Here is a 16,916-nt window from a genome sequence, read left to right as displayed (position 1 = left end):
CTGATTTAAAATGAAAAGTATACTACATCTGAAATTTATTGCCCTTTACATTATATTTGGATTCCTCTGCATTTTTACAACCGCAACACTCACCACACAGCTTGTGACAAACCGGCTTATGGAGGATTCATCCCGGACGCTTTATAAAGAAGCGACGTTGATCGCCGGCGATTACCTTCCGTCATACTTTTCAGATGACTCCTCACTGTACGCAGTGCAGTCACAGCTTGCAGCTATGCGGCTGTATCTGGAATCCTCTCTGTGGTTTGTAGATGCATCCGGCACAATGATCACCTCCTCCAACATGGAGAACACTTCATCTCCGGATGTGATTGAAGACTTTGATCCGGCCGAGATTGGCGGAAACCAGTACATCTCCGGTACTTATCACGGCTACTTTGACGAGGAAGTCATAACTGTAATGGCGCCTGTTACTGAAGGTTTCACCACAAAAGGATATCTTCTGATCCACAGTCCGGTGTCCGGCATTGAAGAGCGCTGCCGCCCGATCATGCTGACGATTTATATCTCACTGGGAGTTGTATTTCTGCTCTCTTTTATCTTTCTTCTGGGATTTCAGTTTTTTGTCTACCGCCCCTTAAGGAAGATCTCCGAAGCAGCGCAGCAGTATGCAATGGGGAATCTGAACTACGAAATTCCCGTTTATACTCATGATGAAATGGGGTATCTGTCTGCCTCCCTCAACTACATGGCCGCCCAGCTTAAAGACATGGATGACTACCAGAAAAAGATTGTGGCAAATGTATCCCATGACTTCCGCTCTCCTCTTACATCCATAAAGGGATATGTAGAGGCCATGGCTGACGGGACAATCCCGCCGGAACTGTACAGCAAATATCTGAATATAATCCTGTTTGAGACAGAGCGCCTTACAGATCTGACCGGCGATCTGCTGACATTAAACGAATTCGACACAAAGGAACTGATGCTCGACAAAACAGAATTTGATATTCAGGAAGTTATCAAAGGTACCGCCGCGTCATTTGAAGCCGTATGCACACCGAAACATATTTCCATTGAACTGCTCCTCATGCCCGGCTCTGTGATCGTCTATGCCGATAAGCGTAAGATCCAGCAGGTACTTTACAACCTGATAGACAATGCAATCAAATTCAGTGAAAATGAGTCTTCTATTACAATCGAAGTAAGCGTGAAAAACGAGAAGACATTTGTCTCTGTAAAAGACCACGGCATGGGTATCCCCCGCGGGGAAGTGAACAAGATCTGGGAGCGTTTCTACAAGTCCGATCTCTCACGGGGCAAGGACAAGAAAGGTACCGGACTGGGTCTGTCTATCGTAAAAGAGATCATACAGGCTCACGATGAACATGTAAATGTGATCAGCACCGAAGGCGTGGGAACTGAATTTATCTTCTCACTCAGCAGGGTTTTGCAGTAGTTAAAAGGCTGTGGCAGGAAAAGATTATCTTTCCCTGCCACAGCCTTAAATCATCCTGATATACTTTCAACATACTTATTCGTAAAGCATCGCCTGCACGCTCTCATCTTCCATATTTTCAGCGTCTACCCATATAAATCCGGTATCTACCTGAGCTTCATTTCCAATCTCGAGGACAGTTCTTGCCGCAGCAATAACTGCCGCATACCCCATCCCAAAAGGATTCTGCACTACAAGTCCGTCGATACTGCCGCTTTCCAGAGCATCAAGCTGCTCCCTGCCCGCATCAAATCCCATCATAACGATGTCTTCCGTCTTTTCCATACTCTCAAGCGCTTTAGCTCCTAACAGCACCGTTTCATCATTTGTGCCGAAACAGCCTTTCAGATTCGGATGTTTTTCGAGATAATACACGATCGCATCTTCATCGCTCATACTGTTCGCAATAGAATCAATATCTTCAAGGCGGGTCCGTGCCTCCTCCGATATATTCTCGGATGCATCTTCAGCAGGTGTATTTCCGCTTTCCGAAGCTTCTGCCTCCTCTATCGCATCTTTCTCGCCTGCCGCCTCTGCGGTCCACGTCTCCAGCTCCTCCGCCGTCACTCCCAGTTCCTCTGCAGCAGCCTCACGTTTGAGCTGATCGATCTGATCCATATAAATCGTCTCAACGATCGATACTTCGGGATAGTTTTCCGAAATTTCCTGCTGAAAAGCAGCCACGCGGTCTTTCGCATTGCCGGACACAGAATCGGGTACTATCAACGCCACCTCACCGCTGCCACCTATCGCCTCACACAGCTTCTGTGCTCCTGTGGCGGCTGCTCCGGCATTATCCGTCATACAGGTACACTGTATCCCCTGATAACTGTTGCCCGAATCAAATGCCACGATCGGAATACCGTTTGATATAGCAAGATCAAACTGCACCTCCGACGCATTTTCGTCAATACTTGCAATAGCTATGACATCAGGATATCTCGCCAGCTCCTCATCAAGGATGTTAACCTGCTCGTCGATATCCTCACCGTCCGCAGGTGCATTAAACACCACTCTGACTACATCACTGCCACTGTATCCGAGTTTTTCATTGATATCATCAGCCGCCTGCTGTACGCCGGCCGCTGCCTGTTTCCAGTAAGAAGTATTCTCCGTTTTTCCGATTACAGAAATATAAGTTCCCGGCTCCAGATCAAGATCGTCAACCTCCGCGTATACTGCCGGTGAAATCGCGTCAAGACTGGCCTGCCACTCAGGAACTTCCGGAATATCTCCTGTAAAAACTTCTTCGTCATCTGCCGAACTGCAGCCGCAGGCTCCCACTGCCATACATGCTGCAAGCAGAACTGCCGTTAATGATCTCCTTTTCATATCATACCTCCACGTTCTTTATCATACACCAAAATACTGAAAAAAAAAGTGATTTTTTTCTAAATTTTCAAAGAAGTACTAAATTTAGAACATCTAAATCTCTTGTATATTCACCTTCATTGTATTAAAATGAGAGTAGCGAAAAGGGACAAGCCTTTTTCGGAAATCAGAAAAGGAGGGTACATACTATGGCACACGTAATTAGTGATGAATGCGTAAGCTGTGGTTCTTGCGAAGGCGAATGTCCAGTAGGCGCTATCTCCGAAGGCGATGGCAAATATGAGATCGATGCTGAAGCTTGTGTAGACTGCGGAGCATGCGAAGCTGCATGTCCTACAGGTGCTATCTCAGCAGAGTAATAATAGAAAATCGCAAAGTGATCACAAGCAGAAGAGACACTGTATCCGGGGAGTCCCCCACTACAGTGTCTCTTTTTTAATTCGAATTTCTCGTACTGGCTGATAGTACGAAAGACGTTCGAAATACAGCAATATACAGCGACCTGACTCACGTATACGCAGGAGGAGAAAAAGATTGATCCCGGCTCCGGTTACAGGAAATAACTCAAAGTAACAAAGCAGGAAAATTGTTAAAGACAAGTGAAAAAATGACGAACTCGCAAGCTCAAACACCCTCATTTTTTCACTTAACACCATTTCCCTGCTTTTAACTTTTCCTAATTTCCTTCCAAAGTCGCCGTTCTCAATCTTTTTCTCCCTCTGCGTAAGGTGCATCCGAACGGCCGTAATCGTCCATTTTGACGTTTTACCGACTAACCAACCGCTACCAAAAATCCTCATAGAAACAGGATGAAAGCGTAAGTTTCTTAACTAAGATTTCATGAATTCTGGCTGATATAGTATTAGTTAATCTGCGGGAGCGAATTCGAGCCGCTTTGATTTCTGGTCCGCATGATTAATATTCATCTGTTTTGTGCTGTTTTTCAATTATGAGCCTGTACAATAAATCGAAAGCTATAAAATCGGTAGAAAAGGAATCGTAGTCGAGAAAAATCCGGCTTTGTTCCTTCCGTCTGAAATTCGATTTTCGGGATGGGAAAGAAAGTAGCAATTTGACGAACGATTGTTTGAAGCTTTGCCCTCTCCCTGTGCTATAATACCATTAAAGTTGAGGGCGCTTTTCATGCGTTTTCAGCATGTGAGGCTGATACAAGGAGGTATAAATATTAATGGGTGAAGTCAGATTCATGATTTCTGAAGCCGCGAAACAGGTTGATGTGGAATCCCACGTATTAAGATACTGGGAAGAAGAACTCAATCTTACGATAGGCAGAACAGAAATGGGCCATCGATATTATACGAATGATGACATTCAGCTCTTTCGCTGTATCAAGAAACTGAAAGATGAAGGGATGCTTCTCAGAGACCTGAAACCTCTTATACCTGAGCTGAAAGCGACGCGTCTTAAGCTGAAGGCTTCCGACGGAACAGACGCATCTAAAAACGCTGTTGCTGATACCGGAGCCGGAGCACAGGAACCGGCAACGCGGACCGGCACAGCGGCATCCGTACCATCTGCTTCCATCCCCGCTGTCGTATCCGCACAGCCCGAAGCCGATGCTGAAGCGGCGGAAGTTGTGATCCCTCTTGAAAAGATTGATCAGATACGCGCTCTGTTCGGGGATGTATTTCGTGAAATCCTGAGCGAAAATAATGACGTATTAAAAAAAGACATCAGCAGTACAGTGACTACTGATGTCATGCATGAAATGGATTATCTTCTGCAAGCTAAGGACCGCCGGCAGGAGGAGCACTTCCGCAAGCTGGACACTCTGATCCGCCAGCAGCAGGCAAACCGTAAAGAGTCCGCCAAAACGAATCCTATCATGAAGCTCCGAAAAATTTTTACATAATAAATCGTTTTTTCCGGTACTGCATTCGCAGTTTTCCCATAAAGAGCTTACTGCTGCCGCAGTTCATTTCCGAAACGTGTGTACTGCGGCATCCATGCAAGCCGGACGGTTCCGATCGGGCCGTTCCTCTGCTTCGCAATAATGATCTCCGCAATGTTTTTATCTTCTGTATCCGGATTATAATAATCATCCCTGTAGATGAACATGCATACATCGGCGTCCTGCTCGATGGCTCCGGACTCACGAAGGTCCGAAAGCATAGGGCGCTTATCAGTACGCTGCTCCACCGCACGGCTCAACTGCGACAGCGCGATCACCGGCACATTCAGCTCACGCGCAAGTCCTTTGAGTGATCGGGATATCTCCGAAATCTCCTGCTGACGGCTCTCGTTCTTACGTCCGCCGCTTCCGCTCATGAGCTGCAGGTAGTCGATGATGATGAGATCAAGTCCGATCTCAAGCTTATATTTTCTGCATTTTGAACGCATTTCCGATATCGATATACCGGATGTATCATCTATGATCATTCTCGAATTTCCAATTGTTCCCGCTCCCTCGATCAGTTTCTCCCAGTCTGTATCTGAAAGATTACCTGTTCTCAGGATCTGTGCATCCACATGAGACTCCAGAGAAAACAAACGGTTCACCAGCTGCTCCTTGGACATCTCAAGACTGAAGATCGCCACTGCGAGATTCTGGCGGAACGCCACATGCTGTGCGATATTCAGCACAAACGCGGTCTTTCCCATGGAAGGTCTGGCCGCGATCAGTACAAGGTCCGACCTCTGCAGACCGGACAATTTATAGTCGAGATCGATAAATCCTGTCGGGATTCCCGTTACATTTCCTTTTGTCTTCGATGCCTTCTCGATCACGTCCAGCGCATTCAGGACGACCTGCCGGATCGGTACATACTCTTCAGAGTTGCCGTGCTCCACCAGCTCAAATACCTGTTTTTGTGTTTTTTCCAGTATTTCTTCGAGGGGCTGATTTTCCAGATAACATGTATTGGCAATATCCTCATTAATCCTGATCAGCCTGCGCAGGATAGATTTGTCCCGCACGATCTCTGCGTAATATTTTACATTTGCAGATGTCTGTGTCCCTTCGAGGAGATCTTTCACGAATTCCATACTGCTGATCTCCGGCGGAACATTCTTCTCTTTCAGCTTCTCCTGCAAAGTTATCAGGTCAACCGGTTTTCCCGCTTTAAAAAGATCTACGACACTGTCAAATATGATCCCGTAAGCTGTCTGGTAGAAATCCTCTCCTGTAATAATCTCAGAAGCAACCATAACGGCATCTTTATTCATCAGCATCGCCCCGAGCACTGCCTGCTCAGCCTCTATACTATGCGGAGGTATCCGCTTCATTGCCGCTTCTATATTTTCCATAAAGAAGCCCCCTTATGCCTCTTCTTTCACAACGACTTTGAGCTCCGCCGTAACCTCCGGATGGAGTTTTACATTTACGATATGTGTGCCAAGTGTTTTTATATTCTCTTTGAGTACGATCTTCTTCTTATCGACATCAAGCTTCATCTGGTCTTTCACCGCTGCTGCAATTTCCTTACTGGATACAGAACCGAACGTTCTTCCGCCCTCTCCCACTTTGATCGCAAGCTCTACCTTACCGGCTGCAAGCTCTGCTGCAAGTTCCTTCGCCGCGTCGAGATTTTCCTGAGCCACTTTTTTCTCGTTGTTTTTCTGAAGTTTCAGATCATTAAGATTCTTTGCTGTAGCTTCCGCCCCGAGCTTTTTGGGCAGTATAAAGTTTCTTGCATATCCGTCATTTACATTTACGATCTCTCCCTTTTTCCCGAGAGATTTAACATCCTGTAATAATATTACTTTCATTTTTAAATATCTCCTTCCTCTATCATCTGATCAATAGTCGCTTTCAGCGCCTTGATCGCTTCTTCCATATTTGTATGGTCAAACTGTGCTCCCGCGGAATTGATATGACCGCCTCCGCCCAGCTTTTCTGCTATGATCTGCACATTTACCTCATCGATGGAACGTGCACTTAAATATATTTTACCGTCGTATATCGTCAGGACAAATGATGCCTTGATGCCGCTGATATCAAGCAGCTCATTGGCCGCCTGCGCCGCCAGTACTGTAGGGCTGTCAATATCGCTCGGGCACTGCGCTATGGCGAACTCTTTCCGATATACTTCCGCCATGCGGACCGCCTCCGCTTTCGCCCTGTACGATGCCATGTCATCACGGAACATCTTGCGCACACGGGTAATGTCTGCGCCGCACCGTCTTAAGAATGCAGCCGCCTCAAAGGTACGCACACCTGTCCTGTTCATAAAGTTCCTCGTATCGATCATGATACCCGCATACAGACATTCGGCTTCTACTGACGGGATCTTGATATCATCTGCGATATACTGGAGGACTTCCGCAACCATCTCGCAGGATGAGGATGAATACGGTTCCACATAGGACAATACCGCATTTTCGATAACATTGCTGCTCTGACGGTGATGATCAAGTACTGCGATCATACGGGAACGTCTCAACAGTTCCGGGCACTCTGTCATCTGCGGTTTATTTGTGTCGACCACGATCACCATAGTACTGTCCGTGACATAATCCAGCGCCTGATCGGATGTCAGGAAAATATCGTCTTCATATGCCGGGCTCTCTGCAATCTCATCATACAGCGGCCGGACAGATTCTGTCACTGTATTGATCACAATATGAGCCTTCTTTTCGAGGCTGACTACCGCCCTGTAGATACCCATACATGCACCGAAGGAGTCCGGATCGGCAATCTTATGTCCCATAACGATAACCTGGTCCTTAGTTACAATAAACTCTCTTAATGCCTCCGCCTTTACGCGGGCCTTCACACGGGTATTCTTCGCTGTCTGCTCTTTCTTTCCGCCAAAATACGTGATTCCATTGCAGTCTTTTATGACAGCCTGATCACCGCCTCTGGCGAGGGCAAGATCGATCGCGACACGGGCAAACTGGTAACTGAGCGCATATGTGGCGGTGTTAAGTCCCAAGCCGATACTAAGCGTAGCAGAACGGGCATTTCCGATATTGACCTGCTTTACCTCTTCCAGAATGGAGAATTTGTCCTCTGCGATCTTCCGGTAACTGGATTTGCGGATAACGACGAAATATTTATCCTTTTCCATCTTCTTGACGATGCCGTCTACATCGCCGATATACTTATTGATCTTCCTGTCGATCAGAGCCACGAGCAGTGACTGACGCACCTCCTCGACACTTTCCATCACTTCGTCATAATTGTCGATATAGATTAGGCCCGCGATCATTCTCTGATCTTCATTTTCCCGGATATATGCGTTCAGCTCTGTCACATCCTGCATGGACACCGATACAAAAAATTCTTCTTCCTCCGGGATCTGCAGCAATTCTTCCTTCTGGCTGAATCCCTGGAGCGACACACGACGCAGTTCTACCTGATAGTCTCTGTCGTGGTAATTCACTTCCAGTTCCACATGCTCCATATCTTCCTTCGGGAACACGCCCGGATGCAGTTCCGGGATCATCCTGTGAAGAGACTTTTCCTTCCTGGGATTATCCATCAGCTCGGCAAACGCATCGTTTTTCCACAGGATGCGCCCATCTTCAAGAGCAATGGCATAAGGGACTGCAAGTTCCTTGAGAAGGGTATGCTCAATCCCCTTATACTGCGCCGAAAACTGGATCAGGTCTGCAAGGATCAGAGAACGATTGTAAAAGTATAATCCTCCCGCGATTCCCAGATAGATCAGGATAAATACCGTCATGATAAAACCGGCTTTTTTATCGATCACATAGACCCATATATCCACCGCTGCCAGCAGAATTGTCATGATCAGCGGCCAGCTCATATACATCCTGAGCTGTCCTTTCAAACGCATTCTGTTCTTTTTCTTCATATTTTCTCACCTCATCCGCACCCGTCTTCAGGTACGCACAACGCTTAAATTAAGAGAGTTGCAGCTCTCCTCTTGATACTAACGATTTATTATACCATTTTTTCAGAAATTATGCCACTGTAGAATTTCAGACGTTACCGCTCGATGTCCGTTACCCGTCGGATGCCCGCTCGTGCAAGCACGGCGGTCGCCCTCCGGGCGTATCGCACATAGGACCGGAACACTTCTGAAAGCATCCCGGTCCGGCAGACTGATATCTCTATTTTATGAATTGCTTTGTATATTCCCTGAGAAAAAACGCCCCTGTCTGTATCTGCAGATACAGGTATCAGCAGGTTGCCCCGCCTTTTAAGTGCTTCTGAGCCTTTATATTCTCTTCTTTTCTCGCAAGAAGATCATCCGAGAGCAGCTGCTCCTGTACATTCTCAAATCCGATCCTTGCCACAGTGTCGGCAAATCTCTCTCCTGTGATTCCCTGCTCACGGAACAGAAGGATCGCTTTTTCTACAATAGCAAGGACTTCGTCTTTATCTGTAAACACTTTGTCCAGATATCTTCCCTGAGCCACTTTCTTGCCCCAGCGTCCGCCAATATAGATGCGATAGCCGTTCGTGTAATCTTCAACCGCGTGGAACGGACATTTTCCTACGCAGCGGCCGCAGTGATTGCATGCTGCCTCATCTATGGTGATCTTTCCGTCCGACATCTTAGCCACACCGATCGGACAGTTATTCTCTATCTGGCATACTTTGCATCCCCGGCATTTCTCCAGATCGATCTGAGGCACTCTCTGACCGATGATACCCAGGTCATTCAGATCCGGTTTCACACAGTTGTTCGGGCATCCGCCGACAGCAATCTTGAACTTGTGCGGCAGTTTCACTTCACGGTATCCGTGATAGAATCTCTCGTGTATCTCCTCTGACAGGGCAAATGTGTCGATCAATCCGTACTGGCATGTAGTACCCTTGCAGGATACGACCGGGCGGACTTTTGATCCCGTACCGCCTGTCTCAAGTCCTGCCTGCATCAGATATTCTCTCAGAGGCTCGATATTGTCAAACGGCACGCCCTGGATCTCCATCGTCAGACGGGAAGTCATCGTCACCTCACCGCTGCCATAGAGCTCCGCCGCCTCAGCAATCGTCCTTGCCTCATCTGCGGTGATCTTTCCGTTTCTTGTGATGACACGGCCGTTGAACTTATCCGGTGTTCTCTTGTCTTTCAGAAAGCCGAGCGCCTTGACTCTTGTCTCCTCTTCTTTTGAAACTGCGCCTTCTGCATTCTCCACTTTCACATCATTAAAGAATGTCGCGCCCTCGAGTACGACTGTATTTTTATATCCGTAATAACGCATCCTGTTCTGCAGGAAGTACGCTCTCTTCCCCTTGGCGCATACAAGCAGGAGTTTCTCATCTTTGCCGAGGCCTTCGATCTCACCGTTGACCTGACCCAGATTTACATAGAACGCTCCGCGGATCGCCGGCTCCGGCTGTACGTCCACTACACGGTATCCTTTCGCCGCTCCTGCCGCATATTCTGCCGGAGTCATGCTGACGATAGTTCCGTCGATCTTGTTCATCAGCACATAGACCGCCTGTACAAACGGATGGATAGCCGTGGAAAACGGTGGTGCATAAGCGAAATCTGCATTTTCAAAATCATCGAGCTTTGCTCCCATGTTGATGCCCATGACCGCGATGTCAACCATCTTGTCCACCTCGCCCGGTCCAAACACCTGGACACCGAGCAGTTTCCTCGTTGTCCTATCGGCGATCAACTTTGTGATAAAGAATGAGGCGTCCGGATAATAATGTGCTTTGTCATCTGTAGGCACGAGAGCCGTAACAACATCATATCCCGCTTCTTTTGCCTGCGCCTCGGTAAGACCGGTGCGTCCCACATTTAATCCCGGGAGCTTCACCACACCGGTTCCCAGCACGCCCGGATATGTCTTCTGCGTACCTGCGAGCACCTGCGCAAGTGTGCGTCCTTCCAAATTTGCGGAGGATCCCATAGGCGACCACTGCCTTTTGCCCGTGATCCGGTTCGTCACCATCACGCAGTCTCCGGCTGCGTAGACGTCATCAAGGCTCGTTTTCATCTGGCTGTCCACGAGGATCGTCCCCTTGAACATCTCAATACCCGTATCTGCCAGGAAACCTGTATTCGGGCGAATCCCCGCCGCCATGATCAGCATCTCACAGGGAAGTGTTCCCGCCGAAGTCTTAACTCCCGTTACCTTGTCAGAACCGAGCACTTTCTCCGCACTTGTCCCTGTGATCACACGGATCCCGCTGTTCAGAAGATGTTTCTTTGCATAAGCTGCCATCTCCGGATCCAGGATATTCGGAAGAATCTGGGAGGCGAAATCAATAACTGTTACATTGATCCCTCTTGCATGCAGATTTTCCGCCGCCTCAAGACCGATGAATCCCGCGCCGATCACGACTGCTTTTTTCACATTGTTTGCCTCTGCATATGTACGAATCCCATCTGCATCATCCGGTGTCCTCATCTTAAATACGCCCGGAAGATCTTTTCCATCGATCGGGAGCTCTGCCGCGGATGCACCGACCGCGATCACCAGCTTGTCATAAGGACAGACTTCTGTGTTTCCGGTCTGTACGTCTTTCACTGTAACTTCTTTCTTCGCCGCATCGAGCGCAACCGCCTCTTTTCCCGTACGCACCTCAACACCTGTAAGTCCTGAGTATTTCTGAGGCGTGTTCACGATCAGTTCGTCCCTGCCCTCGATAAATCCGCCCACATAATACGGCAGTCCGCAGCCCGCGTAGGAAATATCCTGATCTTTTGTAATAACGGTTACTTTGATACTTCTGTCTTCTCGTTTCAACTTGGCCGCAGTTTTTGTTCCGGCAGCGACTCCGCCGATGATGAGTACCTTCATCTTCTCTACCTCTCTTCTTTTTTTCACTTCTCTGATGCCGGGATCTCTGTCTCTTTTATTCATCCGGCAGCTCGTCCCCGACTGCCCTGACACCTCTCGACAGCTCTTTATTCTTGTGGCAGCAGTGTTCCTCTCCTGCACACTCCGGCCGCATTGCCGGACAGACAAAGACATCGCCGCCGGCAATCGTAAGGGCTCTGCCGTTAGCAAGCATGTCTGCGATCTTCCTGCGTGCCTCATCGTAGATCCGCGTCACAGTCGGGCGGGAGATCTGCATTCTCTCCGCACATTCCTCCTGTGTCATCTGCATGTAGTCCAACAGACGGATCACTTCGTACTCGTCATAAGTAAGGTTGATGCTACCGGACGCATCGCAGCCCTGCGGGGCAAATCCTGTCACCCGGGGCACCGAACAGATACAGCGCCTTTTCTGCGGTCTTGCCATGATCTTCTCCTCCCTTCCGTTAATGTAGTTCTGACTATAAGTATACTCGATTATGAACATATGTCAATAACTTACTGTTACATTCTGATAACAAAAGCAACAGTTCAGCCCGCGCCATTCGCAAAGCCGCACTGACGTGCTAATTGCGGCTGCGCCGCTTCTTTGCTCATTGACTGGCGCTCAGCACATCAGGAATGAGGCGGGATGATCCTTATGCAAGCATAAATCAATCCCCCCATCCCTGATGGCTGACCTGTTACCAATAAAAAAGGCTGACCTCTCGGATCACTCCTTGAAATCAGCCTTTACCTCTCAATTAGTCCTGAACGTACGGCATCAGGGAAATATGTCTAGCTCTCTTGATTGCTACTGTAAGAGCTCTCTGATGTTTTGCACAGTTTCCTGTGATTCTTCTCGGGAGGATCTTACCTCTCTCAGAAACATATTTCTTTAACTTTGCTACGTCCTTGTAATCGATCTCGTTATTCTCTTTGCCACAGAATACGCAGACTTTTTTTCTTCTGCGGGCCGGTCCTCTTCTCTTGTAACCGCCCTCTGGTCTGCTTCCCTTTTCGTAAGCCATGATGGTTATCTCCTTTCCTTAATTGAACGGTAACTCCTCATCAATGCCATCCGGGATATTCATAAATCCGTCTCCTGCCGGTGCGCTCGGCGCCGGTGCCGGCGCAGACTGCTGGAAGGATGCTCTGTTAGCCTCGCTCTCAGCTCTGCTCTCTGCGAATTCCTGTTCCTCCACGATCACTTCCGTTGTGTATACTTTCACACCGTCTTTGTTCGTGTAGCTTCCGGTCTGGATACGGCCGGAAATGGAAACGCGCATTCCCTGACGGAAATATTTCTCTGCAAACTCTGCGGAACGTCCGAACACGACACACGGAATGAAATCTGCTGTCGGCTCCCCGTCTCTCTTGAATCTGCGGTCAACGGCAACTGTATATCTTGCAACTGCCGTTGCATTTTCTCCCTGCGAATATCTGACTTCAGGATCTCTTGTCAACCGTCCTACTAAAACTGCTTTATTCATATATACCTCTTTCCGCTTATGCTTCCTGTTTCACGCATAAATATCTGAGCACGTTGTCCATAATGCGGATACGCTTTTCCACTTCGCCTGGAACCGTAGCTTCAGCCTCGAAGTGTACGAAGTAGTAATATCCTTCTGTCATCTTCTGGATCTCGTAAGCGAATCTTCTCTTGCCCCACTCATCCACGTCTGTCACGTTACCGCCGAAACGTGTGATAAGAGCTTTAACTTTCTCGATTACGTCTGCTCTTGCTTCGTCTTCGAGTTTTGCGCTCACAACAACAGCTAATTCATACTTATTCATGGTCCTGCACCTCCTTATGGTCTCTGGCCCCCGTCCCTGCGCGGGAGCAAGGAATTATGAAACTGTTCAGATAAAATCCGACAGTATGTCACGGTTATTTATAATAACACAGGGAGTTCTGATTTTCAAGTACTTTTTTTACAGTTTATCGTCAATGAGGTAACAGGTAACAGTTCAACCCGCGCCATCCCTGATGGCTGAACTGTTACTCGATGAGAGTAATGATCCTGGTACATACTTTTTTCAGCAGAGCTTCACTATGACTTACAATGAGCATCCCGATTTCACGCCGTTCTGCCTCTTCCAGTATGAATTCCCATATCTGCGCCTGTGTCACCAGATCCAACATGGCAGTGATCTCATCGCACAGCAGATATTTCGTCTCGGCTCTTAGTGCTCTGGCAAGGCAGAACCGCTGCAGTTCACCTCCGGAGAGTTCAGACGGATAGCGGTCCATCCATTCTTTATTAATATGAAGCTTCTCCAAAAGCCGCTCTTCTATATCTCCCGCTTCTTCCATTGTCTGCTTCATCCGCAGCAGTGGATCGACTACCGTCTCAGGATGCTGCCATATCATCTGCACCGGGCAGAAACCGCGGTATTCACGGACCGGTCTGCCGTCCAGGAGGACTTTCCCGCGCACCGGGCGCTCATATCCTGCCAGCAGTTTGCAGAGTGTTGTCTTTCCCCGTCCGCTGGGGCCTCTGAGGCCTACGCGTTCCCCGGGAGATATAGTCAGATCCAATCCATCTATGACCGGGGTTTTCTTACGGCCGCGATAAAAGAACGTAAGATCATGTCCTTCCAGCATCATATTTCTCCCCTTTCTCCGGATGCAGACACCGTACCGTCCCGCCTTTGTACGCTGTCAGAGGGATCTGTCCCTCTGCACGGCAGTCATCTTCACATATCGGGCACTGTGCGGCGTAAGGGCATCCCGTTTGTACTGTTCCCGCATATGGCTGGGTTCCCTCGACAGCTTTGAATCCATGTTCAGGCATGGCATGCCACAAAGCACGGGTATAGGGATGCCGGAGATTTTCCACACAGGCAAAATCTTCCGTCCCCGCCTGTTCTATCGTCTCACCCGCATAAAAGACTGTCACTACGTCCGCAACAGAGAGGGCCAGTTCCAGATCGTGGGTGATGAACAGCACCCCCGCGCCATCATCCGCCAGTTCCCGAAAATGACTTAATATCCTCTTTGCAGCCCGTGCATCCAGCCCCGGTGTCGGTTCATCCGCGATAATAAGTCTCGGCTTCTCTGTAACGGCTGAAGCAATCAATACACGGCGCGCCATTCCGCCCGATAATTCGAAAGGATATAGCTCTTCTGTATCTGCTCCGAGTCCATACCGCTCAAGAGCCGCCCGGCTGCGGCGTCTTATTTCCTGATCCTTCCTGCCTTTCCGGATCTGCGCTCCTACTTTCATGAGAGGGTCCAGATATGTGACTCCCTGGGGAATCAGAAATATTTCTCTGCCCCGCAGTTCCTTTGCACGCTCTGCCGTCAACATCTGTCCGGCGTAGCGTATCGTTCCCTCCACATGGCTATTATAAGGGAGAATTCCAAGAATACTGTGGGCCAGCAGGCTTTTTCCCGAACCGCTTGCCCCGACTACAGCAACAATCTGCCCCGGCGCTATCTCCAGAGAAAGATCCTTTACCGTGGCAAGCTGTTTTTTTCGAAAACCGCGTTCATATTGTGTGAAATAAACTGATAGATGTTCTATCTGTAATATAGGTTCCATTTTACTCCTTATTCATGCACGCTTGACGGATCGAGCAGGCGGCGCACTCTTTCTCCCAGCATTGCAAATAATATGACTACTATAACAAGCGCTGCTCCGGGGAAGAGAGCCAGCCACCACTTTCCGGTCGTCAGATACTGCATGCTCTCTGAAAGGATCACTCCGATGGCGGGCTGTTCCGATGACAGCCCGAATCCCAGGAATGTCACGCTTGATTCATGCAGGATCGCATGCGGGAACAGCAGGATCAGTCCTGTAAGGAACTGCGGTAGCAGATGAGGCAGCATATGCCGCCTGATATTCTGCAGTTTTGACACTCCCATCTTCTCCGCCGCCAGTATGTACGGCGCCTGCCGAAGCTGTATGAGTTCTCCCCGGATCACTCTTGCCAGAGATGGCCAGTGGCTTAACGAAACTCCTGCCACCACTCCGGCAAATCCTCGCCCACATGCCAGAGAGATCAGCATAACGAGCAAGATATGGGGAATGCCCATGACCAGATCAATGCACCAGGATATGACTGCGTCCGCCTTCCTTCCGAATACGACAGATGCTGTTCCCAGAAGCAGCGCCACTGCGGCGCTGACGGCTGCGGTCAGCACACCGATCCGTATACTCAGGGACAGTCCCGCCAGAGTACGGGCAAGCATGTCCCGCCCCATCCAGTCCGTCCCGAAAGGATGCTGCAAATCCGGAGCAAGATTTCTTCTTGAAAAATCCGTCTCCGCTGCATACCCTTCTGTCATAACACCCGCGACGGTCACTGCGGTGAGTATCACTATCGCGGCAACGAGAAATAGGATCGTCTGCAGACGCCGATTTGTATCCTTCTCTTCCCGCCTTCTTTTCCTTATAGTTCTGCTCTTTATCCCCTTGTCTAAAATTCTCGCAGATCTCATCCTCTCGCCGCCCCTTTCCGGATCTTCGGATCTACCACACCGTAGAGAAGATCCGCGATCAGATTTCCGGCAAAGACGATAGCTGCCGTAACTACCGTAATCCCAAGCAGAAGCGGAAGGTCGCTGCCGAGCCCTGCCGTGACTGCAGCCTGTCCGAGTCCCGGATAGGAAAACACCTGCTCTACCAGCACCGATCCTCCGATGATCTCACTGACAGAGGCAAACTGCAGCGTGATCGCGGGAAGTGCCACATTCCGCAGTCCATGGCGAAGGACAATAGAAGCCTCTGATTCCCCTCGGGCACGTGCAAAGAGAACATAATCTGACTCCAGCACATCGATCATCTTCTCCCTGGTGTGGAGAGCGATATTCGCCACACCGGTAATACTCAGTGTCAGAGCAGGAAGAACGGCATGGCGCAGCCGGTCAGCAGCAGTAACCGCAGCAGCGTCCATCCCCACAGGCACTGAAAGCCCGATGGGAAACCAGCCAAGCCATACGGCGAAAACAAGGAGCAGCAGGATTGCCAGCCAGAAAGCCGGCGTGCTGGAGATCAGAAGACAGTATCCCTTTATCAGTTTGTCCGGCCATCTCCCACGGCAGGCTCCGGCGATCACTCCCATAGTCAGGCCAAGCACTCCCGAGATCACCCAGGCAGATAAGAGCAGCCAGAAAGAACCGGCAAGACGCTGTCCGATGACTGTGAGCACCGGCTGCCGGTAAAGCAGAGAAGTTCCAAAGTCACCGTGCAGTACATCCCCCAGCCAGCCTATGTACCTCTCCAGCGGCGGGGTGTCTGTTCCCCAGTATGCTTCCAGTTTCGCGATCTGTTCCTGACTCATAGTGCCGAGCGCCGCCTGTCCCACATTCGTCTGCAGCGGATCAAGAGGCGACGCGCACATCAGAAGAAACGTAACGATACTTACTCCGAGCAGGAGCAGTATCATGCGAATTAATTTTTTTCCTGTAAACTGAAGACGATGCTTCAAG

The 16,916-nt window shown here is 49.2% G+C and carries 16 protein-coding genes; 3 read left to right on the top strand and 13 right to left on the bottom strand.

The window, feature by feature from the left end; translation table 11 throughout:
• Window positions 1-10 precede the first annotated feature (10 nt).
• On the top strand, window positions 11-1,420 hold the full coding sequence (locus FNY66_RS10165; protein ID WP_087150559.1) for a HAMP domain-containing sensor histidine kinase: 1,410 nt from the start codon (window positions 11-13) through the stop codon (window positions 1,418-1,420).
• A gap of 75 nt (window positions 1,421-1,495) precedes the next feature.
• On the opposite strand, the gene FNY66_RS10160 is transcribed toward FNY66_RS10165, so the two are convergent.
• Window positions 1,496-2,791, bottom strand: a complete 1,296-nt coding sequence (locus tag FNY66_RS10160) for a substrate-binding domain-containing protein (RefSeq protein ID WP_150311073.1) — start codon at window positions 2,789-2,791, stop codon at window positions 1,496-1,498.
• A 188-nt stretch (window positions 2,792-2,979) separates the two neighbouring features.
• Between FNY66_RS10160 and FNY66_RS10155 the strand changes: the two genes are divergently transcribed.
• Together FNY66_RS10155 and FNY66_RS10150 are read left to right on the top strand one after the other, a co-directional pair.
• A complete protein-coding gene (locus FNY66_RS10155) occupies window positions 2,980-3,150 on the top strand; it encodes a DUF362 domain-containing protein (RefSeq protein ID WP_087150561.1) in 171 nt (56 codons plus the stop codon).
• 830 nt (window positions 3,151-3,980) lie between these two features.
• On the top strand, window positions 3,981-4,664 hold the full coding sequence (locus tag FNY66_RS10150; protein WP_150311072.1) for a helix-turn-helix domain-containing protein: 684 nt from the start codon (window positions 3,981-3,983) through the stop codon (window positions 4,662-4,664).
• A 47-nt stretch (window positions 4,665-4,711) separates the two neighbouring features.
• Here the strand turns inward: FNY66_RS10150 and dnaB are convergent, their stop codons facing one another.
• From dnaB to FNY66_RS10090, 12 genes are all read right to left on the bottom strand, one after another.
• On the bottom strand, window positions 4,712-6,058 hold the full coding sequence (dnaB, locus tag FNY66_RS10145) for a replicative DNA helicase (RefSeq protein WP_087150564.1): 1,347 nt from the start codon (window positions 6,056-6,058) through the stop codon (window positions 4,712-4,714).
• A gap of 12 nt (window positions 6,059-6,070) precedes the next feature.
• Window positions 6,071-6,520: a 50S ribosomal protein L9 gene (rplI, locus tag FNY66_RS10140; RefSeq protein WP_150311071.1), complete on the bottom strand. Its 450-nt coding sequence runs from the start codon at window positions 6,518-6,520 to the stop codon at window positions 6,071-6,073.
• Between the two features lie 2 nt (window positions 6,521-6,522).
• Window positions 6,523-8,571, bottom strand: a complete 2,049-nt coding sequence (locus tag FNY66_RS10135) for a DHH family phosphoesterase (protein ID WP_087150566.1) — start codon at window positions 8,569-8,571, stop codon at window positions 6,523-6,525.
• A 328-nt stretch (window positions 8,572-8,899) separates the two neighbouring features.
• Window positions 8,900-11,482 (bottom strand): FAD-dependent oxidoreductase, encoded by a 2,583-nt coding sequence (locus FNY66_RS10130; protein WP_150311090.1) that lies wholly within the window; start codon window positions 11,480-11,482, stop codon window positions 8,900-8,902.
• A 55-nt stretch (window positions 11,483-11,537) separates the two neighbouring features.
• Complete coding sequence (locus FNY66_RS10125; RefSeq protein WP_150311070.1) at window positions 11,538-11,927, bottom strand: DUF134 domain-containing protein; 390 nt, start codon at window positions 11,925-11,927, stop codon at window positions 11,538-11,540.
• 316 nt (window positions 11,928-12,243) lie between these two features.
• Complete coding sequence (gene rpsR, locus FNY66_RS10120; protein WP_087150569.1) at window positions 12,244-12,510, bottom strand: 30S ribosomal protein S18; 267 nt, start codon at window positions 12,508-12,510, stop codon at window positions 12,244-12,246.
• Window positions 12,511-12,528: 18 nt separating this feature from the next.
• Window positions 12,529-12,972, bottom strand: coding sequence for a single-stranded DNA-binding protein (locus FNY66_RS10115; RefSeq protein ID WP_087150570.1), 444 nt, complete (start codon window positions 12,970-12,972; stop codon window positions 12,529-12,531).
• Window positions 12,973-12,988: 16 nt separating this feature from the next.
• On the bottom strand, window positions 12,989-13,276 hold the full coding sequence (rpsF, locus tag FNY66_RS10110; RefSeq protein WP_087150571.1) for a 30S ribosomal protein S6: 288 nt from the start codon (window positions 13,274-13,276) through the stop codon (window positions 12,989-12,991).
• A 205-nt stretch (window positions 13,277-13,481) separates the two neighbouring features.
• Window positions 13,482-14,090 (bottom strand): ABC transporter ATP-binding protein, encoded by a 609-nt coding sequence (locus tag FNY66_RS10105; RefSeq protein ID WP_150311069.1) that lies wholly within the window; start codon window positions 14,088-14,090, stop codon window positions 13,482-13,484.
• Entirely contained in the window at window positions 14,071-15,027 is a 957-nt protein-coding gene (locus FNY66_RS10100) for an ABC transporter ATP-binding protein (RefSeq protein WP_150311068.1), read from the bottom strand. The genes FNY66_RS10105 and FNY66_RS10100 overlap by 20 nt, the downstream gene beginning before the upstream one ends.
• Window positions 15,028-15,035: 8 nt before the next feature.
• Entirely contained in the window at window positions 15,036-15,926 is an 891-nt protein-coding gene (locus tag FNY66_RS10095; protein ID WP_150311067.1) for an ABC transporter permease, read from the bottom strand.
• Window positions 15,923-16,915 (bottom strand): ABC transporter permease, encoded by a 993-nt coding sequence (locus FNY66_RS10090; protein ID WP_229409494.1) that lies wholly within the window; start codon window positions 16,913-16,915, stop codon window positions 15,923-15,925. Before FNY66_RS10090 ends, FNY66_RS10095 begins: the two co-directional genes overlap by 4 nt.
• Between the last annotated feature and the right edge of the window lies 1 nt (window position 16,916).

Origin of the sequence: Mediterraneibacter catenae, assembly GCF_008691045.1 — a bacterium.
Taxonomy (GTDB): domain Bacteria; phylum Bacillota; class Clostridia; order Lachnospirales; family Lachnospiraceae; genus Mediterraneibacter; species Mediterraneibacter ornithocaccae.
Note: the sequence above shows the minus strand (reverse complement) of the source record. Positions and strands in the feature narration are given on the sequence as shown.